16 protein-coding genes are annotated in these 18,322 nt (G+C 73.4%); 14 read left to right on the top strand and 2 right to left on the bottom strand.

The annotated features are described in order from the left end of the window. Positions 1-35 precede the first annotated feature (35 nt). The 4 genes from mfd (at position 36) to AB0B63_RS18110 (ending at position 7,335) form a co-directional block, all read left to right on the top strand. Positions 36-3,683, top strand: a complete 3,648-nt coding sequence (mfd, locus tag AB0B63_RS18095) for a transcription-repair coupling factor (RefSeq protein WP_357019824.1) — start codon at positions 36-38, stop codon at positions 3,681-3,683. A gap of 123 nt (positions 3,684-3,806) precedes the next feature. Then, entirely contained in the window at positions 3,807-4,592 is a 786-nt protein-coding gene (locus AB0B63_RS18100; protein WP_208568550.1) for a hypothetical protein, read from the top strand. Continuing rightward, complete coding sequence (locus tag AB0B63_RS18105; protein ID WP_357019977.1) at positions 4,589-5,578, top strand: nucleoside triphosphate pyrophosphohydrolase; 990 nt, start codon at positions 4,589-4,591, stop codon at positions 5,576-5,578. The genes AB0B63_RS18100 and AB0B63_RS18105 overlap by 4 nt, the downstream gene beginning before the upstream one ends. A 137-nt stretch (positions 5,579-5,715) precedes the next feature. Further along, entirely contained in the window at positions 5,716-7,335 is a 1,620-nt protein-coding gene (locus AB0B63_RS18110; protein ID WP_357019828.1) for a DUF885 domain-containing protein, read from the top strand. Between the two features lie 55 nt (positions 7,336-7,390). Here the strand turns inward: AB0B63_RS18110 and AB0B63_RS18115 are convergent, their stop codons facing one another. Continuing rightward, positions 7,391-8,227, bottom strand: a complete 837-nt coding sequence (locus AB0B63_RS18115; protein WP_357019831.1) for an NUDIX domain-containing protein — start codon at positions 8,225-8,227, stop codon at positions 7,391-7,393. Positions 8,228-8,502: 275 nt separating this feature from the next. Beyond that, positions 8,503-9,195: a hypothetical protein gene (locus tag AB0B63_RS18120; protein WP_208568548.1), complete on the bottom strand. Its 693-nt coding sequence runs from the start codon at positions 9,193-9,195 to the stop codon at positions 8,503-8,505. A gap of 222 nt (positions 9,196-9,417) precedes the next feature. Here AB0B63_RS18120 and eno point away from each other — a divergent pair, with 222 nt between their 5' ends. The 10 genes from eno (at position 9,418) to AB0B63_RS18170 (ending at position 18,289) form a co-directional block, all read left to right on the top strand. Further along, complete coding sequence (eno, locus tag AB0B63_RS18125) at positions 9,418-10,701, top strand: phosphopyruvate hydratase (protein ID WP_208568547.1); 1,284 nt, start codon at positions 9,418-9,420, stop codon at positions 10,699-10,701. A 31-nt stretch (positions 10,702-10,732) separates the two neighbouring features. Next, entirely contained in the window at positions 10,733-11,356 is a 624-nt protein-coding gene (locus AB0B63_RS18130) for a septum formation initiator family protein (protein WP_357019836.1), read from the top strand. 34 nt (positions 11,357-11,390) lie between these two features. Further along, the gene (locus AB0B63_RS18135; protein WP_357019980.1) at positions 11,391-11,948 is read left to right on the top strand and encodes a DUF501 domain-containing protein; all 558 of its coding nucleotides are present in this window, start codon (positions 11,391-11,393) and stop codon (positions 11,946-11,948) included. Beyond that, a complete protein-coding gene (locus tag AB0B63_RS18140) occupies positions 11,945-12,451 on the top strand; it encodes an amino-acid N-acetyltransferase (RefSeq protein ID WP_357019839.1) in 507 nt (168 codons plus the stop codon). Before AB0B63_RS18135 ends, AB0B63_RS18140 begins: the two co-directional genes overlap by 4 nt. A 166-nt stretch (positions 12,452-12,617) precedes the next feature. Further along, complete coding sequence (locus tag AB0B63_RS18145) at positions 12,618-13,859, top strand: hypothetical protein (protein WP_357019842.1); 1,242 nt, start codon at positions 12,618-12,620, stop codon at positions 13,857-13,859. A 213-nt stretch (positions 13,860-14,072) separates the two neighbouring features. Continuing rightward, positions 14,073-15,014 carry a Ppx/GppA phosphatase family protein gene (locus AB0B63_RS18150; RefSeq protein ID WP_219470674.1) on the top strand — a complete coding sequence of 314 codons (942 nt, stop codon included), beginning with the start codon at positions 14,073-14,075 and terminating at the stop codon, positions 15,012-15,014. Positions 15,015-15,384: 370 nt separating this feature from the next. Continuing rightward, positions 15,385-15,717 (top strand): PadR family transcriptional regulator, encoded by a 333-nt coding sequence (locus AB0B63_RS18155; RefSeq protein ID WP_088642881.1) that lies wholly within the window; start codon positions 15,385-15,387, stop codon positions 15,715-15,717. Beyond that, complete coding sequence (locus AB0B63_RS18160) at positions 15,714-16,787, top strand: hypothetical protein (protein ID WP_357019846.1); 1,074 nt, start codon at positions 15,714-15,716, stop codon at positions 16,785-16,787. The genes AB0B63_RS18155 and AB0B63_RS18160 overlap by 4 nt, the downstream gene beginning before the upstream one ends. A gap of 108 nt (positions 16,788-16,895) precedes the next feature. Beyond that, positions 16,896-17,387: a hypothetical protein gene (locus tag AB0B63_RS18165; RefSeq protein WP_244252778.1), complete on the top strand. Its 492-nt coding sequence runs from the start codon at positions 16,896-16,898 to the stop codon at positions 17,385-17,387. Between the two features lie 215 nt (positions 17,388-17,602). Continuing rightward, positions 17,603-18,289, top strand: coding sequence for a dienelactone hydrolase family protein (locus AB0B63_RS18170; RefSeq protein ID WP_208568659.1), 687 nt, complete (start codon positions 17,603-17,605; stop codon positions 18,287-18,289). Positions 18,290-18,322 lie beyond the last annotated feature (33 nt).

An 18,322-nucleotide genomic window follows, 5' to 3' on the forward strand; every position in this document is an offset into this window, starting at 1 on the left:
GGGCCGACCGGCGGCTTTCCTGGAAGTGATCACTGATGCTCACCGGACTCTTCTCCGCCGCCCTGGCCGACCCGGGGCTGGCCCGTGCTCGTGACCTGGCGCGCTCCGGTGCCGCCCAGGTCGACGGGCTGGACCTGACCGCCCCGGCCGCGCTGCGTCCGTTCGCCGTGGCCGCCGTCGCCGCCGACGAGCCGGTCGGCGGGGCCGGCCGGCCGGTGCTCGCGGTGACCGCCACCAGCCGGGAGGCCGACGACCTGGCCGCCGCGCTGGGCAGCCTGCTCCCGGCCGGGCAGGTGGCGGTCTTCCCGTCCTGGGAGACGCTGCCGCACGAGCGGCTCTCGCCCCGTTCCGACACCGTCGGCCGGCGGTTGGCCGTGCTGCGCCGCCTCGCCCACCCGGACACCGCCGACGCGCAGGGGGTGACCGGCCCGCTGCGGGTGGTGGTGGCCCCGGTGCGCTCGCTGCTGCAACCACAGCTCAAGGGCCTCGGCGACCTGGACCCGGTGCAGCTCGCCGCCGGGGAGGAGGCCGACCTGGAGCAGGTCGCCCGCCGGCTCACCGACCTGGCGTACGCCCGGGTCGACCTGGTCACCAAACGCGGCGAGTTCGCCGTGCGCGGCGGCATCCTGGACGTCTTCCCACCCACCGACGAGCACCCGTCCCGGGTGGAGTTCTGGGGTGACGAGGTGGAGGAGATCCGCACCTTCGCCGTCGCCGACCAGCGCACCATCGAAGGCGTACCGCAGCTGTGGGCCCCGCCGTGCCGGGAGCTGCTGCTGACCCCGGCGGTGCGCCGGCGGGCCGCCGCGCTCGCCGGGGAGCACCCGGAACTGGCCGAGATCCTCGACAAGCTGGCCGAGGGCATCCCCGTCGAGGGGATGGAGTCGCTGGTGCCGGCGCTGCTCGGCAGCGAGAGCCTGGAGCTGCTGGTCGACACCATGCCGGCCGGCACCCACGTGCTGCTCTGCGACCCGGAGCGGATCCGCACCCGGGCCCACGACCTGGTGCGTACCTCGGAGGAGTTCCTCCAGGCGAGCTGGGCCGCGGCCGCCGTCGGCGGCCAGGCCCCGGTCGACCTGGGCGCCGCCGCTTTCAAATCCCTGGCCGAGGTACGCGCCACCGCCCGCGCCCTGCGCCAGCCCTGGTGGACCCTCGCCCCGTTCGGGCTGGTCGAGGCGGACGCCGCCACCCCCACCCGGCAGCCCTGGGAGGATGCGCCGGGCGGGACAGACGTGACCCCCGACGACGCGATCGCGGTGACCCTGGCCGCCCAGCCGGCCCCGCTCTACCACGGTGAGACCGGCCGGGTGGTCGACGACATCAAGCGCTGGACCGGCGAGGGCTGGGCGGTCGCGTTGGTCTTCGAGGGGCACGGTCCCGCCCAGCGGGCCGTCGAGGTGCTCCGCGACGCGGGCCTGGGCGCCCGGCTCACCGAGCAGGTGCCGGCCGCGCCCGCCCCCGGTGAGGTGCTGGTCACCTGCGGCTGCCTGACCGCCGGCTTCGTCGACGAGGCGTCGAGGTTCGTGCTGCTCACCGGCAACGACGTCACCGGTGGCCGGGGCACCTCCACCCGGGACATGCGCAAGATGCCGAGCCGGCGGCGCAACACCATCGACCCGCTGGAGCTGAAGGCCGGCGACTTCGTCGTGCACGAGCAGCACGGCATCGGCCGGTACGTCGAGCTGGTGCAGCGCACCGTCAACGGCGCGTCCCGCGAATACCTGGTCATCGAGTACGCGGCCAGCAAGCGCGGCCAGCCCGGCGACCGGCTCTTCGTCCCCACCGACCAGCTCGACCAGCTCTCCCGCTACGTCGGCGGCGAGCAGCCCACCCTGCACAAGATGGGCGGCTCGGACTGGCAGAAGTCCAAGGCCCGCGCCCGCAAGGCGGTCCGGGAGATCGCCGCCCAGCTGATCCAGCTCTACGCCGCCCGCAAGGCGTCCAAGGGGCACGCGTTCGCCCCGGACTCCCCGTGGCAGCGGGAGCTGGAGGACGCCTTCCCGTGGCAGGAGACGCCCGACCAGTTGGCCGCCATCGAGGAGGTCAAGCGGGACATGGAGCAGACCGTCCCGATGGACCGGCTGATCTGCGGTGACGTCGGGTACGGCAAGACCGAGATCGCCGTCCGGGCGGCGTTCAAGGCGGTGCAGGACGGTAAGCAGGTGGCGGTGCTGGTGCCGACGACGCTGCTGGTGCAGCAGCACTACAACACGTTCGCCGAACGGATGAACCAGTTCCCGGTGACCATCCGGCAGCTGTCCCGCTTCCAGACCGCCAAGGAGAGCGAACGGACGTTGGAGATGGTCGCCGACGGCACCGTCGACATCGTCATCGGCACCCACCGGCTGCTCCAGACGGCCACCCGGTTCAAGTCTCTCGGCATGGTGGTCATCGACGAGGAGCAGCGCTTCGGCGTCGAGCACAAGGAGCACCTCAAGACGCTGCGCGCGTCGGTCGACGTGCTGAGCATGTCGGCCACCCCGATCCCGCGGACGCTGGAGATGGCGATCACCGGCATCCGGGAGATGTCGACCATCGCCACCCCGCCGGAGGAGCGGCACCCGGTGCTGACCTTCGTCGGGTCGTACGACGACCGGCAGGTGGCCGCGTCCATCCACCGCGAGTTGCTGCGCGACGGGCAGGTCTTCTACCTGCACAACCGGGTGGAGTCGATCGACCGGACGGCGCGCAGGCTGCGTGAGCTGGTGCCCGAGGCGCGGGTGGCGGTGGCCCACGGGCAGATGGGCGAGGAGGCGCTGGAGAAGGTGATGGTCGGCTTCTGGGAGAAGGAGTTCGACGTCCTGGTCTGCACCACCATCGTGGAGTCCGGCATCGACATCCCCAACGCCAACACCCTGATCGTGGAGCGGGCCGACCTGCTCGGCCTGGCCCAGCTGCACCAGATCCGGGGCCGGGTGGGCCGGGGCCGGGAGCGGGCGTACGCGTACTTCCTCTATCCGCCGGAGAAGCCGCTCACCGAGCACGCGCACGAGCGGTTGGCCACCATCGCCCAGCACACCGAGCTGGGCGCGGGCATGTACGTGGCGATGAAGGACCTGGAGATCCGGGGCGCCGGCAACCTGCTCGGTGGCGAGCAGTCCGGGCACATCGAGGGCGTCGGGTTCGACCTGTACGTCCGGATGGTCGGCGAGGCGGTGTCGGCGTTCAAGGGGGAGAGCACCGAGTCCGACGAGCTGGCGGCCGACGTCCGCATCGATCTTCCGGTCGACGCGCACCTGCCGCTGGACTACGTGGGGGTGGAGCGGCTGCGGCTGGAGATGTACCGCAAGCTCGCCGAGGCGCGTGACGACGAACGTTTGCGCGAGGTGGTCGCCGAGATGACCGACCGGTACGGCGAGCCGCCCGCACCGGTGCAGAACCTGGTCGCGGTGGCCCGGTTCCGGTTGCTGGCCCGCCGTTACGGCCTCTCCGACGTGAGCGTGCAGGGCAAGCACCTGCGGTTCGGGCCGCTGCCGTTGCCCGATTCCAAGCAGTTGCGGCTCAAGCGCTACCACCCGGACTCGGTCTACAAGCCGGCCACCGACCAGGTCAGCGTGCCCCGGCCGAGCACCCGCCGGGTCGGTGGCGAGCCGCTGCGTGACCAGGCGCTGTTGGAGTGGTGCGCCCAGCTCCTCTCCGACGTCCTCGGCGAGCCGGCCCCGCTGGCCGGGGCGCGGGCATGAGCGGCCGGTCGGGTCCGGCGACCCGGGGTGGCCGGGGCCGGGGGCACGAAAGCTGCGGGCGGGGGCCGCAGCGCGTGGTGGGCGGCGTCACCGTAGCCGGGCAGGCATGAGAGAGTGACCGTCATGCGTGCACGCCGTCTCATCGCCGCCGCCAGCGTCGCGGCACTGGGTGTCCTCTCCCTCACCGCCTGCGGCAAGGCATCTCCGGATGTGGCCGCATACATCGGCGACAGTCGCTACTCGGTCGCCCGGGTGGACGCGATCTACACCGACGCGCAGACGAGGTACGCCGAGGCGGTGCGGCAGGGCGCGGCCCAGTCCGGCCAGACCCCGGCACCGGAGCAGCTGCGGGCCGGGGTGACCCGGCAGGACGTGGTGAACCTGCTGGTCAGCATCGACCTGGGCAAGCGGGTCGCGGCCGAGAAGGGCCTCCAGGTCCCCGACCAGATCACCCCGGACCAGCTGGCCCAGCAGTTGCAGATGCCGCCGCAGGCGGAGTTCGCGAAGCTCTGGGGTGAGTGGGCGGACCTGTTCTCCGTGCTCAGCCAGCAGTTGCCGCCGGCCGACCTGAGCGACGAGTCGGTGATGGCGGTCTACCACGCGATCGAGAAGACCGGCGGCATCGACAAGGGGCTGCCGGTGGCGCAGGTGCGGCAGCTCTTCGGCGACGGCGGTTTCGTCCGCAGCGCCGCCGCGTTGAGCACCGCGCTGGGGGAGCAGGCCGACAAGCTCGACGTCGAGGTCAACCCCCGGTACCGGCCGCTCGGCGTCCCGGCCTGGGTCAACAAGGGTCAGGAGCTGGTCTTCTACGCGCTGCCGTACATCGACGCCAGCGGCCCGGTGACCGACGTGTCGACCCCCGAGCCGGTCGGCAGCCCGACCCCGGCGCAGGGGCCGGTGGCCTCCTGAGCACGTCCCACCGGATCGTCCTGCTGGTCACCTCGCCCCGGTTGCCGGCCGGTCTGCTGACCGCCGCCGCCTGGGACGTGCTGCGCTCCGCGCCGGTGCTGACCGGCGCACAGAGCGCCCAGGTCGCGGCGGTACGCGCGGCGGGCGTCGAGGTCACCGTCGTCTCCGGCGGAGCCACCGACGCGTTGCTCGACGCGGCGGCGGCGGGCGGTACGGCGGTCTGGCTGGCCGGCCCGGCCGGCGACGAGTCCCTGGCCCGGGAGTTGGGTCTGGGGTTGGCCCGGCAACCGGGGCTGGCCGAGCTGGAGCTGATGTACGGCTCGTGGGACCCGCCGGGGGCCCGGTTGCTCGATGCGGTCGAGGTGATGGACCGGCTCGCCTCCCCCGGCGGTGACCCGTGGAAGCGGGCGCAGACCCACCGTAGCCTCGCCGGTTTCCTGATCGAGGAGTGCTACGAGGCGTACGACGCGATCAGCGACGGTGACACCGACGCGCTCCGTGAGGAGTTGGGCGACGTGCTGCTCCAGGTGCTGCTGCACGCGCGCCTGGCGGAGGACCTGCCCGAGGGTGAGCGGTGGAACGTCGACGACGTGGCCGGCACCCTGGTCGACAAGATGGTCCGCCGGAACCCGCACGTCTTCGCCGGTGCCGAGGCGGGTTCGCTGGCCGAGATCGAGGCGAACTGGGAACGGATCAAGCGGGCCGAGAAGGCCCGTGCGTCGGTGCTCGACGGCATCGCGTTGAGCCAGCCGGCGCTGGCTCTGGCGGCCAAGGTGCTGGACCGGGCCGGTCGGGCCGCCCTGACCGCCCCGCTGCCGTCCCCCGACGCCCAGCCCGACCCGGAGTCCCGCCTGGGTGCCACCCTGCTGGCCCTGGTCGCCGAGGCCCGCCACGCCGGCCTGGACCCCGAGGCGGCTCTCCGCCGCACCACCCTGGCTCACACCCAAACCCTCCGCACCACCGAACCCCCCACCTCGTCGAGTTGACCAAGAGGTTTGCGTCAGCCCTGCGCGATCCGGTGACGCGAACCTCTTGATCACGAGAGCGGGGTGGGTGTGCGGTGCCGCGAACCTCTTGATCGACGAGGCCGGGGCGGGCGGTGGGGAGTGGGTAGGGTCGGGGGATGGGTTCATTCGTGCCGTTGGCGGAGCGGATCGTCGAGGCCGTGCTGGAGAGCCGGCCGGGGGTCGCCACGTCGAGCGGGGACCACCGCTACGACGACCGGTTGCCGGATCTCTCCGCCGGGGCGGTCGCGGCCGACCAGGCGATGCTGGGGGAGGCCGCCGACGCGCTCGCCGAGGTCGACACGGACTCGCTCGACGTCGAGGAACAGGTCGACCACGCGCTGCTCAGCGCCCTGGTCGACCGGGAACTGTTCGAGTTGAGCGAGATCCGGGCCTTCGAGTGGGACCCGCTGGTGCACAACCCCGGTCCGCTGCTGCACGCCCTGCTCGCCCGCCCGTACGCCCCGGTGGAGGAGCGGCTGGCCCACCTGGCCGGGCGGCTGACGGCCGTACCCGACGCGTTGGCGACCGCGCGGACGACGTTGCGGGACATGCCCCGGGTGCACGCCGAGACGGCGGTCGGGCAGTTCGTCGGCACCGCCGCGCTGATCCGCGACGAGGTGCCGCTGCTGCTCGCCCAGGCCCCCGCGCTGGCCGGCACGGTCGGGCCGGCCGCGACGGCGGCGATCGCCGCGCTCGACGAGTTCGTCGGCTGGCTGCGCGCCGGGCTGGCCGCCGAGACCGGGCCGGGCCGCGACCCCCGCCTGGGCCGCCGCCGCTGGGAGGCCCGCCTCTGGCACACCCTCGACACCGAGCTGGGCGCCGCCGAGGTGCAGCGCCGGGCCTGGGCCAACCTGGACCGGGTCACCACCGAGATCCGCGCGGCGGCCGTCGAGCTGGTCGGTGGCCCGGCCGACGACGAGACGGTACGCCGGGCGCTGGACCTGCTGGCCGCCGAGCACCCCGACGACCACTCCATCGTGGACCTCGCCTCGGTCACCCTCGACGAGGCCGTCGACTTCGTCCGGGCCCACGACCTGGTCGGCCTGGTCGACGACCCGTGCGTGATCCAGGAGATGCCGGAGTTCGCCCGGGGCGTCGCGGTGGCCTACTGCGACTCGCCGGGCCCGCTGGAGCCGGCCGACCTGCCCACCTTCTACTGCATCGCGCCCACCCCGGCGGACTGGCCAGCCCACCGGGTCGACTCGTTCTACCGCGAGTACAACGACCACATGATCCGGAACCTGACCGTGCACGAGGCGATGCCGGGGCACTTCCTCCAGCTCGCCCACGCCCGCCGGTACGCCGGCCCCACCCGGGTCCGGGCGCTGACCGAGTCGGGGGTGTTCATCGAGGGCTGGGCGGTCTACACCGAGGAGCTGATGGCCGGCCTCGGCTTCGGCGGCCTGCCGGTCCGCCTCCAGCAGCTCAAGATGCAGCTGCGGATGACCATCAACGCGCTGCTCGACCAGTTGGTCCACTGCGACCAGATGACCGAGGCGGACGCGTTGGCGCTGATGACCGAACGCGGCTTCCAGGAGGAGGGCGAGGCGGCCGGCAAGTGGCGGCGGGCGCTGCTCACCTCGACGCAGCTCTCCACCTACTTCGTCGGCTACAGCGAACTGGCCGACGTCGCCGCCGCCCGGCCGGCCGGGGTGTCGGTGCGGGACTGGCACGACGCGATGCTCGCCCACGACTGCCCGCCCCCGCGCCACCTGCGCACCCTGCTCGGCATCTGACCGCCGCGCCACCCCGGCCGGGCGCCCACCGGTCCGGGCCGGCGCGGGGGCCGGCTCAGCCGCGGGCGGCGACGGCGTCGATCAGCCAGCGGGAGATCGAGTACGCGGGCGGCAGCTCCGCCGGCAACGCGTCCACCGGGAACCACCGGGCCCGTACCAGCTCCCGCCCGTCCACCACCGGTTCGGCTCCGGCATCGGCGGCGGTGGCGGTGAACCCGGCGAGCAGCACCCCCGGCCCGGAGATCGCCCAGGGTTGGCTGCCGAAGTAGTCGATCGTGTCGAGGTCGAGCGAGACCTCCTCGGCGACCTCCCGCCGGACCGCCGTCTCCAGCGACTCGCCGGCCTCCACGAAGCCGGCGACCAGCGCCCACAGCTCGGTCGGCCCGGACGCGTGCCGGACCAGCAGCAGCTCGGTGGGGCCACCGGCCGGGCCGGGGCGGGTGATCGCGGTGAGCACCGCCGGGGAGAGCCGCAGCGGCACGTACAGGCCGCAGTCGGGGCAGCGGCGGGCCGTCTCGCCCGGCACGTCGACCAGCGCCGCCCGGCAGGCCCCGCACCAGCGGTGGGTACGCCGCCAGGTGACCACGGCCACCGCCCGTCCGGCGAGCGTGGCGACCGGCTCGGGCAGCTCGGCGGCGAGCGCCCGCCAACTGCGCCACCGCCCGACCGGCCGTCGACCCCCGGCCCTGCTCCCCACGGTCTCCCCGCTCCCCGGCTCCCCGCCCCCGGTCGGGTTGTCCCGGGTGGCTGGCCGGCCCGGGTCGGCCGTCTCGAGCGCCCAGGCCGGCACGCCGTCGAGCGTGCCCAGCGGCACCCATCCGGTCCCGGTCGGCAGCTCGCCGACCCGGGGCAGGCCACCGTCGGGGGTGGTGAACAGCCGGGTACCGGCCACCAGCAGACCCAGATCGCCCGACGCGGGCGCGGGCCCGGCAGCGTGGCCGGCCGCGTCGTCGGCCGGGGGTGTGGGACCGGCAGGGCGGTCGGTCGCGGTCGTGAAGGTCGCCGGGTCGTCGGCCGGGGGTGTGGGACCGGCAGGGCGGTCGGTCGCGGTCGTGAAGGCCGCCGTTTCGTCAGCCGGGGGCGTGGGGTCGGCGGGGCGGTCGGTGGCGGTCGTGGAGGTCGCCGGGTGGTCGGCCGGGGGCGTGGGGTGTCCGGGCGGTGGGACGGTCACGACGACGCCGGCCGGCGGTCCGTCACCCCGGCACCGGCCGGCAGGTCGAACGCCGTCGGGGTCACCGAGTCGGTGAAGCGTTCCAGGGCCAGCTCGACCGGCTGGCCGTCGAGCAGACCGGTGAAGCTGCCGAGCACCCCCTCGGTGGTGACGCAGGCGTCGAAGTCCCCGGCGGAACGCCGAACGGCGACGCAGGTGGCGTGGTGGCCGACGAGTGTGGTGTCGCTCTGCTTGACCTGGGCCTGCGGGTCCAGGGCGGCCTCGGTGAGCAACCGGATGACGGCGGGCGGGGTGACCAGCCCGGCCTTGCGGGCCTCGGCGAACAGCGGCACGGCGGCCTTGCCGGACATCAGCACCGGCGGCTCCACCGTGCAGGCGGTCCGCCCGGCGGTGGTCGCGCACCGGGTGATGGCCTGCTCGGAGACGGTGATCTTGCCGGCGGCCCAGGTGTACGCCGAGCGGGCCGGCTCCTTCTCCTGGGCGATGGTGGTGGTCCGGCCGCCGGGGAGCCGGTATTCGGCGGTCCAGGTCTGGACCAGGGACTCGTCCAGCCGGGTGGCGAGATCGTTGATCAGATCGGACCTGCCGAGGGTGCGTCCGGTGTCGTCGAGGGTCTGACAGCCGGTGACGGTGAGCGACGCGATGACCGACACGGCGAGCACGCGGAGGGTGGTCGAGACGGCGGGCATGGCGACCAGCGTGGTCGATCGTGTCCACCCGGCGCAAACCGGTTGCCGGTTGAGGGGTGAGAATCCGGGAATGTCCGTTAGGGCGGGCTGATTAGGGGTGGGCTACGTGTGCCCGGACGCCGTGCGGCCGAGCGTCGCCCGATACGCTGCGTTCAACACAACTGCCCCAGCCGCACCGTCGCGGCCCATACCGGATTCGCACAACGAACGAGGAGCGACTCAGTGGCAACCATCGAGGGAATCGTCGCCCGGGAGATTCTCGACTCACGGGGCAACCCGACGGTCGAGGTCGAGGTAGGGCTGGACGACGGCACGATCGCTCGCGCCGCCGTACCCTCCGGCGCCTCCACCGGCGCCTTCGAAGCGGTCGAGCTGCGCGACGGTGACAAGGACCGCTACCTGGGCAAGGGCGTCGAGAACGCGGTCGCCAACATCGAGGACAAGATCGTCGACCAGCTGATCGGCTACGAGGCCAGCGAGCAGCGGCTGATCGACCAGAAGATGCTCGACCTCGACGGCTCCGACAACAAGGGCACGCTGGGCGCGAACGCCATCCTCGGGGTCTCCCTGGCGGTGGCCAAGGCGGCTGCCGGCAGCGCCGAGCTGAGCCTGTTCCGTTACCTGGGTGGCCCGAACGCCCACCTGCTGCCGGTGCCGATGATGAACATCCTCAACGGTGGCGCGCACGCCGACTCCAACGTCGACGTCCAGGAGTTCATGATCGCGCCGATCGGGGCCCCCAGCTTCCGGGAGGCGCTGCGCTCCGGTGCCGAGGTCTACCACGCGCTGAAGTCGGTGCTCAAGAAGAAGGACCTCTCCACCGGTCTGGGTGACGAGGGTGGTTTCGCCCCCAACCTGCCCAGCAACGCCGCCGCGCTCGACCTGATCGCCGAGGCGGTCGAGAAGGCCGGTTACCGGCTGGGCACCGACATCGTCTTCGCCCTCGACGTGGCCGCGACCGAGTTCTTCGACAACGGCACCTACACCTTCGAGAGCGCCGCCAAGAGCGCCGAGGAGATGAGCAACTACTACACCAAGCTCATCGGCGACTACCCGATCGTCTCCATCGAGGACCCGCTGGCCGAGGACGACTGGACCGGTTGGGCCACCCTGACCGCCGCCGTCGGCGACCGGATCCAGATCGTCGGCGACGACCTGTTCGTCACCAACCCGCAGCGCATCGCCCGGGGCATCGCCGAGAAGTCCGCCAACGCGGTCCTCGTCAAGGTCAACCAGATCGGTTCGCTGACCGAGACCCTGGACGCGGTGGACCTGGCCCACCGGGCCGGCTTCAAGTGCATGATGAGCCACCGCTCCGGCGAGACCGAGGACACCACCATCGCCGACCTGGCCGTCGCCACCGGCTGCGGCCAGATCAAGACCGGTGCCCCGGCCCGGTCCGACCGGGTCGCCAAGTACAACCAGCTCCTGCGGATCGAGGAGGAGCTGGCCGACGCGGCGCGGTACGCCGGCGCCGGCGCGTTCCCGCGTTACCGTTCGGCCTGACCCAGGCGAACCTCGGGGGAGGGGTGTGACGATGCAGCAGCGCCGCACACCGGGTGGCCAACGCCCGGCCCGCCGGCCGACCGGTCGGCCGGGCGGGGCCCGGGGCGCCCGGACGCCGCTGCGCGACGGCGGGGTCCGCGCCGAGCCGCGGGCTGCCGCGGCCCGGTCGCGGACCGCCGACGGGGTACGGTCGGCGAACCGTCCGGCGGCGGCCCGTCGGACGGCGGCCGGCGGCACCATCCGGCGACTCACCGCACCCCACCCCCGACGGTTCACCGGCCGGGCCACCGTCCTGTTCGCGGTGCTGCTCGCGCTCGCCCTGGCGTACACCTATCCGGTCCGGGTCTATCTCGACCAGCAGGTCGACATCGAGCGGATGGAGGCCAGCCAGGCCGCCCAGCGTACGGAGATCGCCGAGCTGTCGGCCCAGGCGGCGAAGTGGCAGGACCCCGAATACATCAAGATCAAAGCGCGGGAACGGTTCTTCATGGTGGCCCCCGGTGAGACGCCGGTGATCGTGCTCAACGACGCGGACGGCGCGGCCCGGGACGCCAACGGCGGCCGGCCGCCGACCCCACCCAAGACCCCCGACCCCTGGTACGACACCCTGTGGTCGAGCGTCCAGGCGGCGAACGGCGACGCCCCGGACCAGTGAGCAGCACCCGCGTACCGAACGAGAGATGGGCACCGTGACTGTCGTACCACCGCAGGAGCCGGCGGCGGACTCCGTACCCCCGCCGGAGCACCAGCCGGCCACCGAGGCCGACCTGGCCGCGGTGGCCGCGCAGCTCGGACGCCCGCCCCGCGGCACCCGGGCGGTGGCCCACCGCTGCCCGTGCGGCCTGCCCGACGTGGTGGAGACCACCCCCCGGCTCGCCGACGGCACCCCCTTCCCGACGCTGTTCTACCTGACCTGCCCCCGGGCGACGGCGGCGTGCAGCCGGCTGGAGTCAGCCGGGCTGATGAAGGAGATGGCCGAGCGGCTCGCCGGGGACCCGGAGCTGGCCGACCGGTACCGGGCCGCGCACGAGGACTACCTGGCCCGCCGGGCCGCGATCGGCGAGGTGCCGGAGATCGCCGGCATCTCCGCCGGTGGGATGCCCGGCCGGGTGAAGTGCCTGCACGTGCACCTGGGCCACGCGCTCGGTGCCGGCCCCGGCGTCAACCCGTTCGGCGACGAGACGCTCGCCCTGGTGGAGAAGTGGTGGGCGGCCGGGCCGTGCGTGGACCTGCCGGCGGCGCAGTGACCGACGGGATCGTGGTACGCCGGGCCCGCACCGGCGACGTACGCGGCATCCGCCGGCTGGTCGACACCTACACCGACGACCGGCGGCTGCTCAGCAAGGCCACCGTCACCCTCTACGAGGACGTGCAGGAGTTCCGGGTCGCGGTCACCGGCGACGGGCGGGTGGTCGGCTGCGGGGCGCTGCACGTGATGTGGGAGGACCTCGCCGAGATCCGTACCGTGGCCGTCGACCCGGCCTGCCGGGGCCGGCGGCTCGGCCACCGGATCGTCACCGAGCTGATCGACGCCGCCCGGGAGTTGGGCATCGCCCGGATCTTCGTGCTCACCTTCGAGACGGCGTTCTTCGGCGCGTTCGGGTTCACCGAGATCGACGGCGCCCCGGTGCCGCAGCCCGTCTACGAGCAGCTGCTGCGCTCCTACGACGAGGGCGTCGCCGAGTTCCTCAACCTGGAACGGGTCAAGCCGAACACCCTGGGCAACACCCGGATGCTGCTGCGCCTCTAGCCCCGCACGGCGGGATCCGCGCCCGGCTGCGCCTCTGGCCCCGGACGGCGGGGTCCGCGCCCGGTGCTGCTGCGCCTCTGGCCCCGGACGGCGGGGTCCGCGCCCGGTGCTGTGGTCCGAAGGTGCAGCTCCGGCCGGTCTTGACCCGGCCCGCCACCCTGGGGCGGTGACGATCGTGCGCCGGTTGGGCGCGGTGCTCGCCGCCCTGGTGACCCTGTTCGCCCTGGTCGGCATCGCCCGGCTGATCGCCCCGGCGACCGGCGGCGTCGACCGTCAGCCGCCCGGGGTGGACCGGCAACTCGACTACCTGCGGGTCGAACTGGACGACGGTGCCGGCGAGGACGCCCAGGCGATGTTCCCGGAGGGCTGGTTCTTCGCCCACGCGCTGTACGGGCTGGCCCGGGTGGAGACCGGCCTGCGGCAACCGCCGCAGGGGCGTGACGAGGCGCTGCGGGAGGCCCGGTGGGCGCTGGCCCGGCTGGAGTCACCGGCCGGCACGGCCCCGTTCAGCCGCGACCTGACCCCGGCGTACGGCGTCTTCCACGCCGGCTGGACGAACTGGCTGCGCGGCGGGGTGCTCGCCCTGCAACCGGAGTCGGGGCGGGACCCGGCCGAGGTGCGCCGGTTCGCCGAGGCGTCGGCGACCCTGGCCGCCGCGTTCGACGCCTCTCCCACGCCGTACCTCGCCGCCTATCCCGGGCAGGCGTGGCCGGTCGACTCGACGGTGGCGGTGGCCTCGCTGCGGCTGCACGACGCTCTGCTACCGCCGCGTTTCGCGCCGACCACCGGCCGCTGGCTGGACGGGGTACGCCAGCGCCTCGACCCGCGTACCGGTCTGCTGCCACACCGGGTCGACCCGGGCACCGGAGCACCGGCCGAGGTGGCCCGGGGCACCTCGCAGAGCGTCATCCAGCGGTTCCTACCGGAGATCGACCCGACCTTCGCCCGCGAGCAGTACCTGCGCTTCCGCACCGACTTCGTGGTGTCGCCGCTGAGGCTCGGCCCGGCGGTGCGGGAGTACCCGCGCGGCCTGGACGGCCCGGGGGACGTCGACTCGGGACCGCTGCCGCTCGGGGTGAGCTTCTCCGCCACCGTGGTGACCCTCGGTGCGGCCCAGGTGCAGGGCGACGACGCGTTGGCCGGGGCGTTGGCCAACTACGGCGAACTGGTCGGCTTTCCCCTGGACACCCCGCACACCCGCCGGTACGCCTTCGGCCTGCTCTCGATCGGTGACGCCTTCCTGGCCTGGTCGAAGACCGCCCGCCCGTGGGTCTCCGCGCCCACCGACCCGCCACCGGCGACGGTGGACCCGTGGTGGCGCGCGCCGCTGGTGGCGCTGCTGGTGCTGCTCGCCGTGCTGCCCTGGGCGCCGTGGCTGCTGCTGCGACGACTGTCCCGGCGTCGGTGACCGCCGCCGGCCCGGTTGGCGCTGCCGGGTGCGGTTGGCGCTGCCGGGCACCCTGTCGGTGCTGCCGGGCATCCGGTCGGCGTCGCGGGTCGCCCGGTGCTGCCGTGCGTCGGGGCGGTGCAGTCGGGTGCCCGGTCGGTGCGGTCGGGCGTCGGGTCGGCGCTGCCGTGCGCGGGCGACTGCTGCCGTAGGGTTGCTGCCGTGACGACGCGTGTGGCCGCCATCGACTGCGGGACCAACTCCATCCGCCTGCTGGTCGCCGACCTGCCCGACCCGTCGGCCGGGCCGCAGGCCCCACTGGTCGACCTGGCCCGCCGGATGGAGATCGTCCGGCTCGGTCAGGGCGTCGACCGGACCGGCCGGCTGGCCCCGGAGGCGATCGAGCGGACCCGGGTGGCGCTGGCCGGGTACGCCGCCGAGATCGACAAGCTGGGCGTCGACCGGGTGCGGATGTGCGCCACGTCGGCGTCCCGGGATGCCAGCAACGCGGCCGACTTCCGGGCCATGGTGGAGCAGACCCTCGGGGTCGCGCCCGAGGTGGTCACCGGCGACGAGGAGGCCCGGTTGTCGTTCACCGGCGCGGTCCGGGGGCTGCCCGCCGACGCGGAGCCGCCGTACCTGGTGGTCGACATCGGCGGCGGTTCGACCGAGTTCGTGGTGGGCACCCGCGACTCCGGGGTGCAGGCGGCGATCTCGGTGGACATCGGCTGCGTCCGGATGACCGAACGGCACCTGCACGGCGACCCGCCGACCGTCGCCGAGGTCGCCGCCGCGCAGGCCGACATCGCCGCCGCCGTCGACCGGGCGCTCGCCGCCGTCCCCGGCCGGGAGGCCGCCACACTGGTCGGGCTCGCCGGTTCGGTCACCACCGTCGTCGCCATCGCCCAGGACCTCCAGGAGTACGACCCCGAGCGCATCCACCACGCCCGGGTGCCGTACGAGCGGGTGGCCGGGGTGACCGCCGACCTGCTGGGCCGGACCGCCGCGCAGCGGTTGGCGATCCCGGTGATGCACCCGGGCCGGGCGGACGTGATCGGTGCGGGTGCCCTGGTGCTCAAGGTGATCATGGAGCGGGCCGGGATGTCCTCGGTGGTCGCCTCCGAACACGACATCCTCGACGGCATCGCCTGGAGCCAGCACCCCACCCCCAGCTGACCCCCACGCTCCCCCTCCCGCTCCCTCCCCCCTCTCCCCCTCCCTCCCCACCGCTCGACATCGAGCCCGGTGATCAAGAGCTTTGCGTCAAATTTCCCGGCGGGAACGACCCAAACTTCTTGATCACCGGGCCGGTGGTGTGGTGATCAAGAGGTTTGCGTCGGAAATCCGGGTGGGGATGACGCGAATCTCTTGATCACCGGGGCCAGGGCCGGGGCGGGGCCGGGGGCGGGGGATGGGCCGGGGGCTGGGGTGGGTCGAGGGCTGGGGCTGGGGTGGGGCGGGGGTGGGTGGCGGGGGGAGATGGGAGCGGGGGGGTGGGGTATGGCGTTGTTGACGGTAGTGCGCAGTGCGCAGTAGTGTGTGATGCGTGGACACCACACAACTACTCAAGGGTGTGCTCGACCTGGCGGTGCTCGCCGTGTTGCGGGATTCCGACGGGTACGGCTACGACATCCTGCGGCGGCTGCGCGAGGCCGGGCTGGAGGAGGTCGGCGACGCGTCGGTCTACGGGACCCTGCGCCGGCTCTTCGCCGCCGGCCTGCTCACCACCTACGTCGTGCCGAGCGAGGCCGGCCCGCACCGTAAGTACTACGCGCTCAACGCCGCCGGCCGTGACCAGCTCACCCGCTCCGGCAAGACCTGGCGCGCGTTCGCCACGACGATGGACCAGCTGCTCGACGATCGGGGGATGGCGGCATGACCGTCACTGGGCAGGAGATAACGGACTACGTCGAGCGGGTGCGGACCGCCCTGGCCGACCTGCCACCGCAGGTACGCGAGGAGCTGACCGAGGACCTTCCGGAACACCTCGCCGAGGTGGCCGCCGAGGCCGACGGTTCCCTGGTGGACCGGCTGGGCACCCCCGAGGCGTACGCGGCGGAGTTGCGCGCCGCCGCCGGGGCGGGTGACCCGGCGGCCGGCCGCCGGGCGCTGGAACGGCGGATCGCCACCATGCTGGGGCGGGCCCGGGCCCGGGTGGATCGGGTCGACGCCCGGCTCGGCCCACTGTTCGGCCACGCCACGGCGGGGGAGTTCCTGCGGCTACTGCGCCCGGCGTGGTGGGTGGCCCGCGCCTACCTGGTCGCGATGCTGCTCACCGCGCTCAGCACCGACGGGCCGCTCGGCCTGCTGCCCCGGCTCGACGACCACATGTTCGTCGGCCTGCTGGTCTTCGCCGGCCTGGTGTGCGGCTCCGTCTGGTTGGGTCGGCGCACCCCTGAGCTGCGGTCCTGGCGGCGCTGGGCGTTGCACGCCAGTTCGGCGGTGCTGGCGTTGTTCGCGATCGCCGCGGTGGCGAACGTGGACGACCAGGCCCGCTCCGGCTACGGCTACGGCTACGAGACGACCTCCGTGCAGAACCCGTACGACCAGGTGCAGGACGTCTACGTCTACGACAGCGAAGGGCGGTTGGTGGAGAACGCCCGGCTCTTCGACCAGAACGGCACCCCGATCCGGTTGGGCTGGCCGTCCTGCGACGATCTGGTCCTGCCCGACGTCAACCCGGTGCAGCGCGGCTACCCGTACTGCCCGCAGCAGGCGCCGTTCCGGCCGCATCCGCCGGCCGTCGCCCCGCTCCCGCCCGGGTCTGGCGTGAGCCCCGGGGGGTCGCCGTCGCCGACCGCGCCGGGTGTTGCGCCGTCGCCCACCGCGCCGGGTGTGGCGCCGACGGCCACCGCGCCGGGCAACCCCGTACCCACCGGATCGGTGCCGGTCGCGTCGCCCTCGGTGTCTGGGCCTGCGGGGGTGCCCCTGCCCACCGCCACCGGCTGACCTGCCGTTGCTGGGAAATGGCTGAACGGACGAGGGGAACGGGGCAGCACGCGCTGATCTTCGTCGCTACGTTGTCGTCTGCTCATTCGCCCCTCGGAAGGAAACTCAGTGTCAGAGCAGGTCGCATCGTCCCCCGCGCCGCAGGCAGAGCAGGTGGGCCAGCCCGAGTCGGTCACCCCGGCCCCCGCCGCGCAGCCGGAGGAGCCGAAGGGTGGCGGGGCGAAGAAGGTGCTCGGCATCGTCGGCGCGATCGTCGCCTTCCTGGTGATCGCGGCGCTGAAGTTCGGCGTCGCCAGCGCCATCGGCAACTTCCTCAACCCCGACGAGACGGCCGAGGCGAAGGCCGGTGACTGCATCGCCGAGCTGCCGGAGGTGACCGGCACGCAGGAGAAGTCGGTCAGCGACGCCAAGGTGGTCAAGTGCACCTCGACCGACGCCGTCTACAACGTGGTCGGCCGGGTCGAGGAGCAGACCGAGGCGCAGGCCAAGACCGGTAAGGCGTGCGAGCAGTACATCAAGGAGGGTGAGGACGGCTACGTCTTCTACAACATCGCCCCGGGCGGCAAGGGCTACCTGCTCTGCCTCACCAAGAAGGCGTGACCGGCAGGGCCTGACCGGTCCGTACGACGATCAGCCGACGGCGGCGCGGGATTCCCGCGCCGCCGTCGGCGTGTTGCACGCCACCGTTCGATGAACGCGAGGTATATGCCACTGTTCTGGCATCTTCCCGGCACGCGTACGGCGTGGCAGGCTACCGACACGTAGGAACGCCCTGCGACCAGCCGACGATGACTGACCGACAGGAGGACGGGCCGATGGGCGAGATGGTGAGTTACCGCCGCAACGCAGGGACCGGCGAGGGGTATCTCGCGGTACCGGCCAGTGCGACGGCCAGCCCGGCGGTCATCGTCATCCAGGACTGGTGGGGTCTCGTCCCGCACATCCGTTCGGTGGTGGACCGGTTCGCCGAGGCCGGCTTCGTGGCGTTGGCCCCCGACTTCCGGCACGGCCAGCCGGCCAGCAAGCCCAGTGAGCCCCGGCAGATGCTCAACAGCACCCAGATGGACGAGGCGGCGGCCGACATCGCCGGGGCGGCGGAATACCTGGCCGGTCGGGCAGAGGTGACCGGCAAGGTGGGGTGCGCCGGGTTCTGCGCCGGTGCCAGCCTGGCGCTGTGGGCGGCCACCCGCGCCGAGCGGATCGTCGCCACCGCCGCCTTCTACCCCCGGCTGCCGTGGGACGGGATGCCCACCGAGTGGACCGACTACGCGGGTAAGGCGGCGGTCGTGCACTGCTCGGAGGCCGACGGCCTGTCCGCCGCCGACGGCGTGCAGACGGTACGCCGGGCCGTGGAGAACGCCGGCGGCACCTGCCAGACCTACGACTACCCGGGCACCGCGCACGCGTTCTTCAACGAGGACCGGCCGGAGAACTTCGACCAGCGGGCCGCCGCCACCGCCTGGGCCCGTACCCTCGAACTCTTCCGGGCCAAGCTTGGCTGAGCGCCGGTCAGCCGACGGGCGCAGGCGTTGACG

This window comes from Micromonospora sp. NPDC049081, assembly GCF_040648835.1.
Classification (GTDB): Bacteria; Actinomycetota; Actinomycetes; order Mycobacteriales; family Micromonosporaceae; genus Micromonospora; species Micromonospora antibiotica.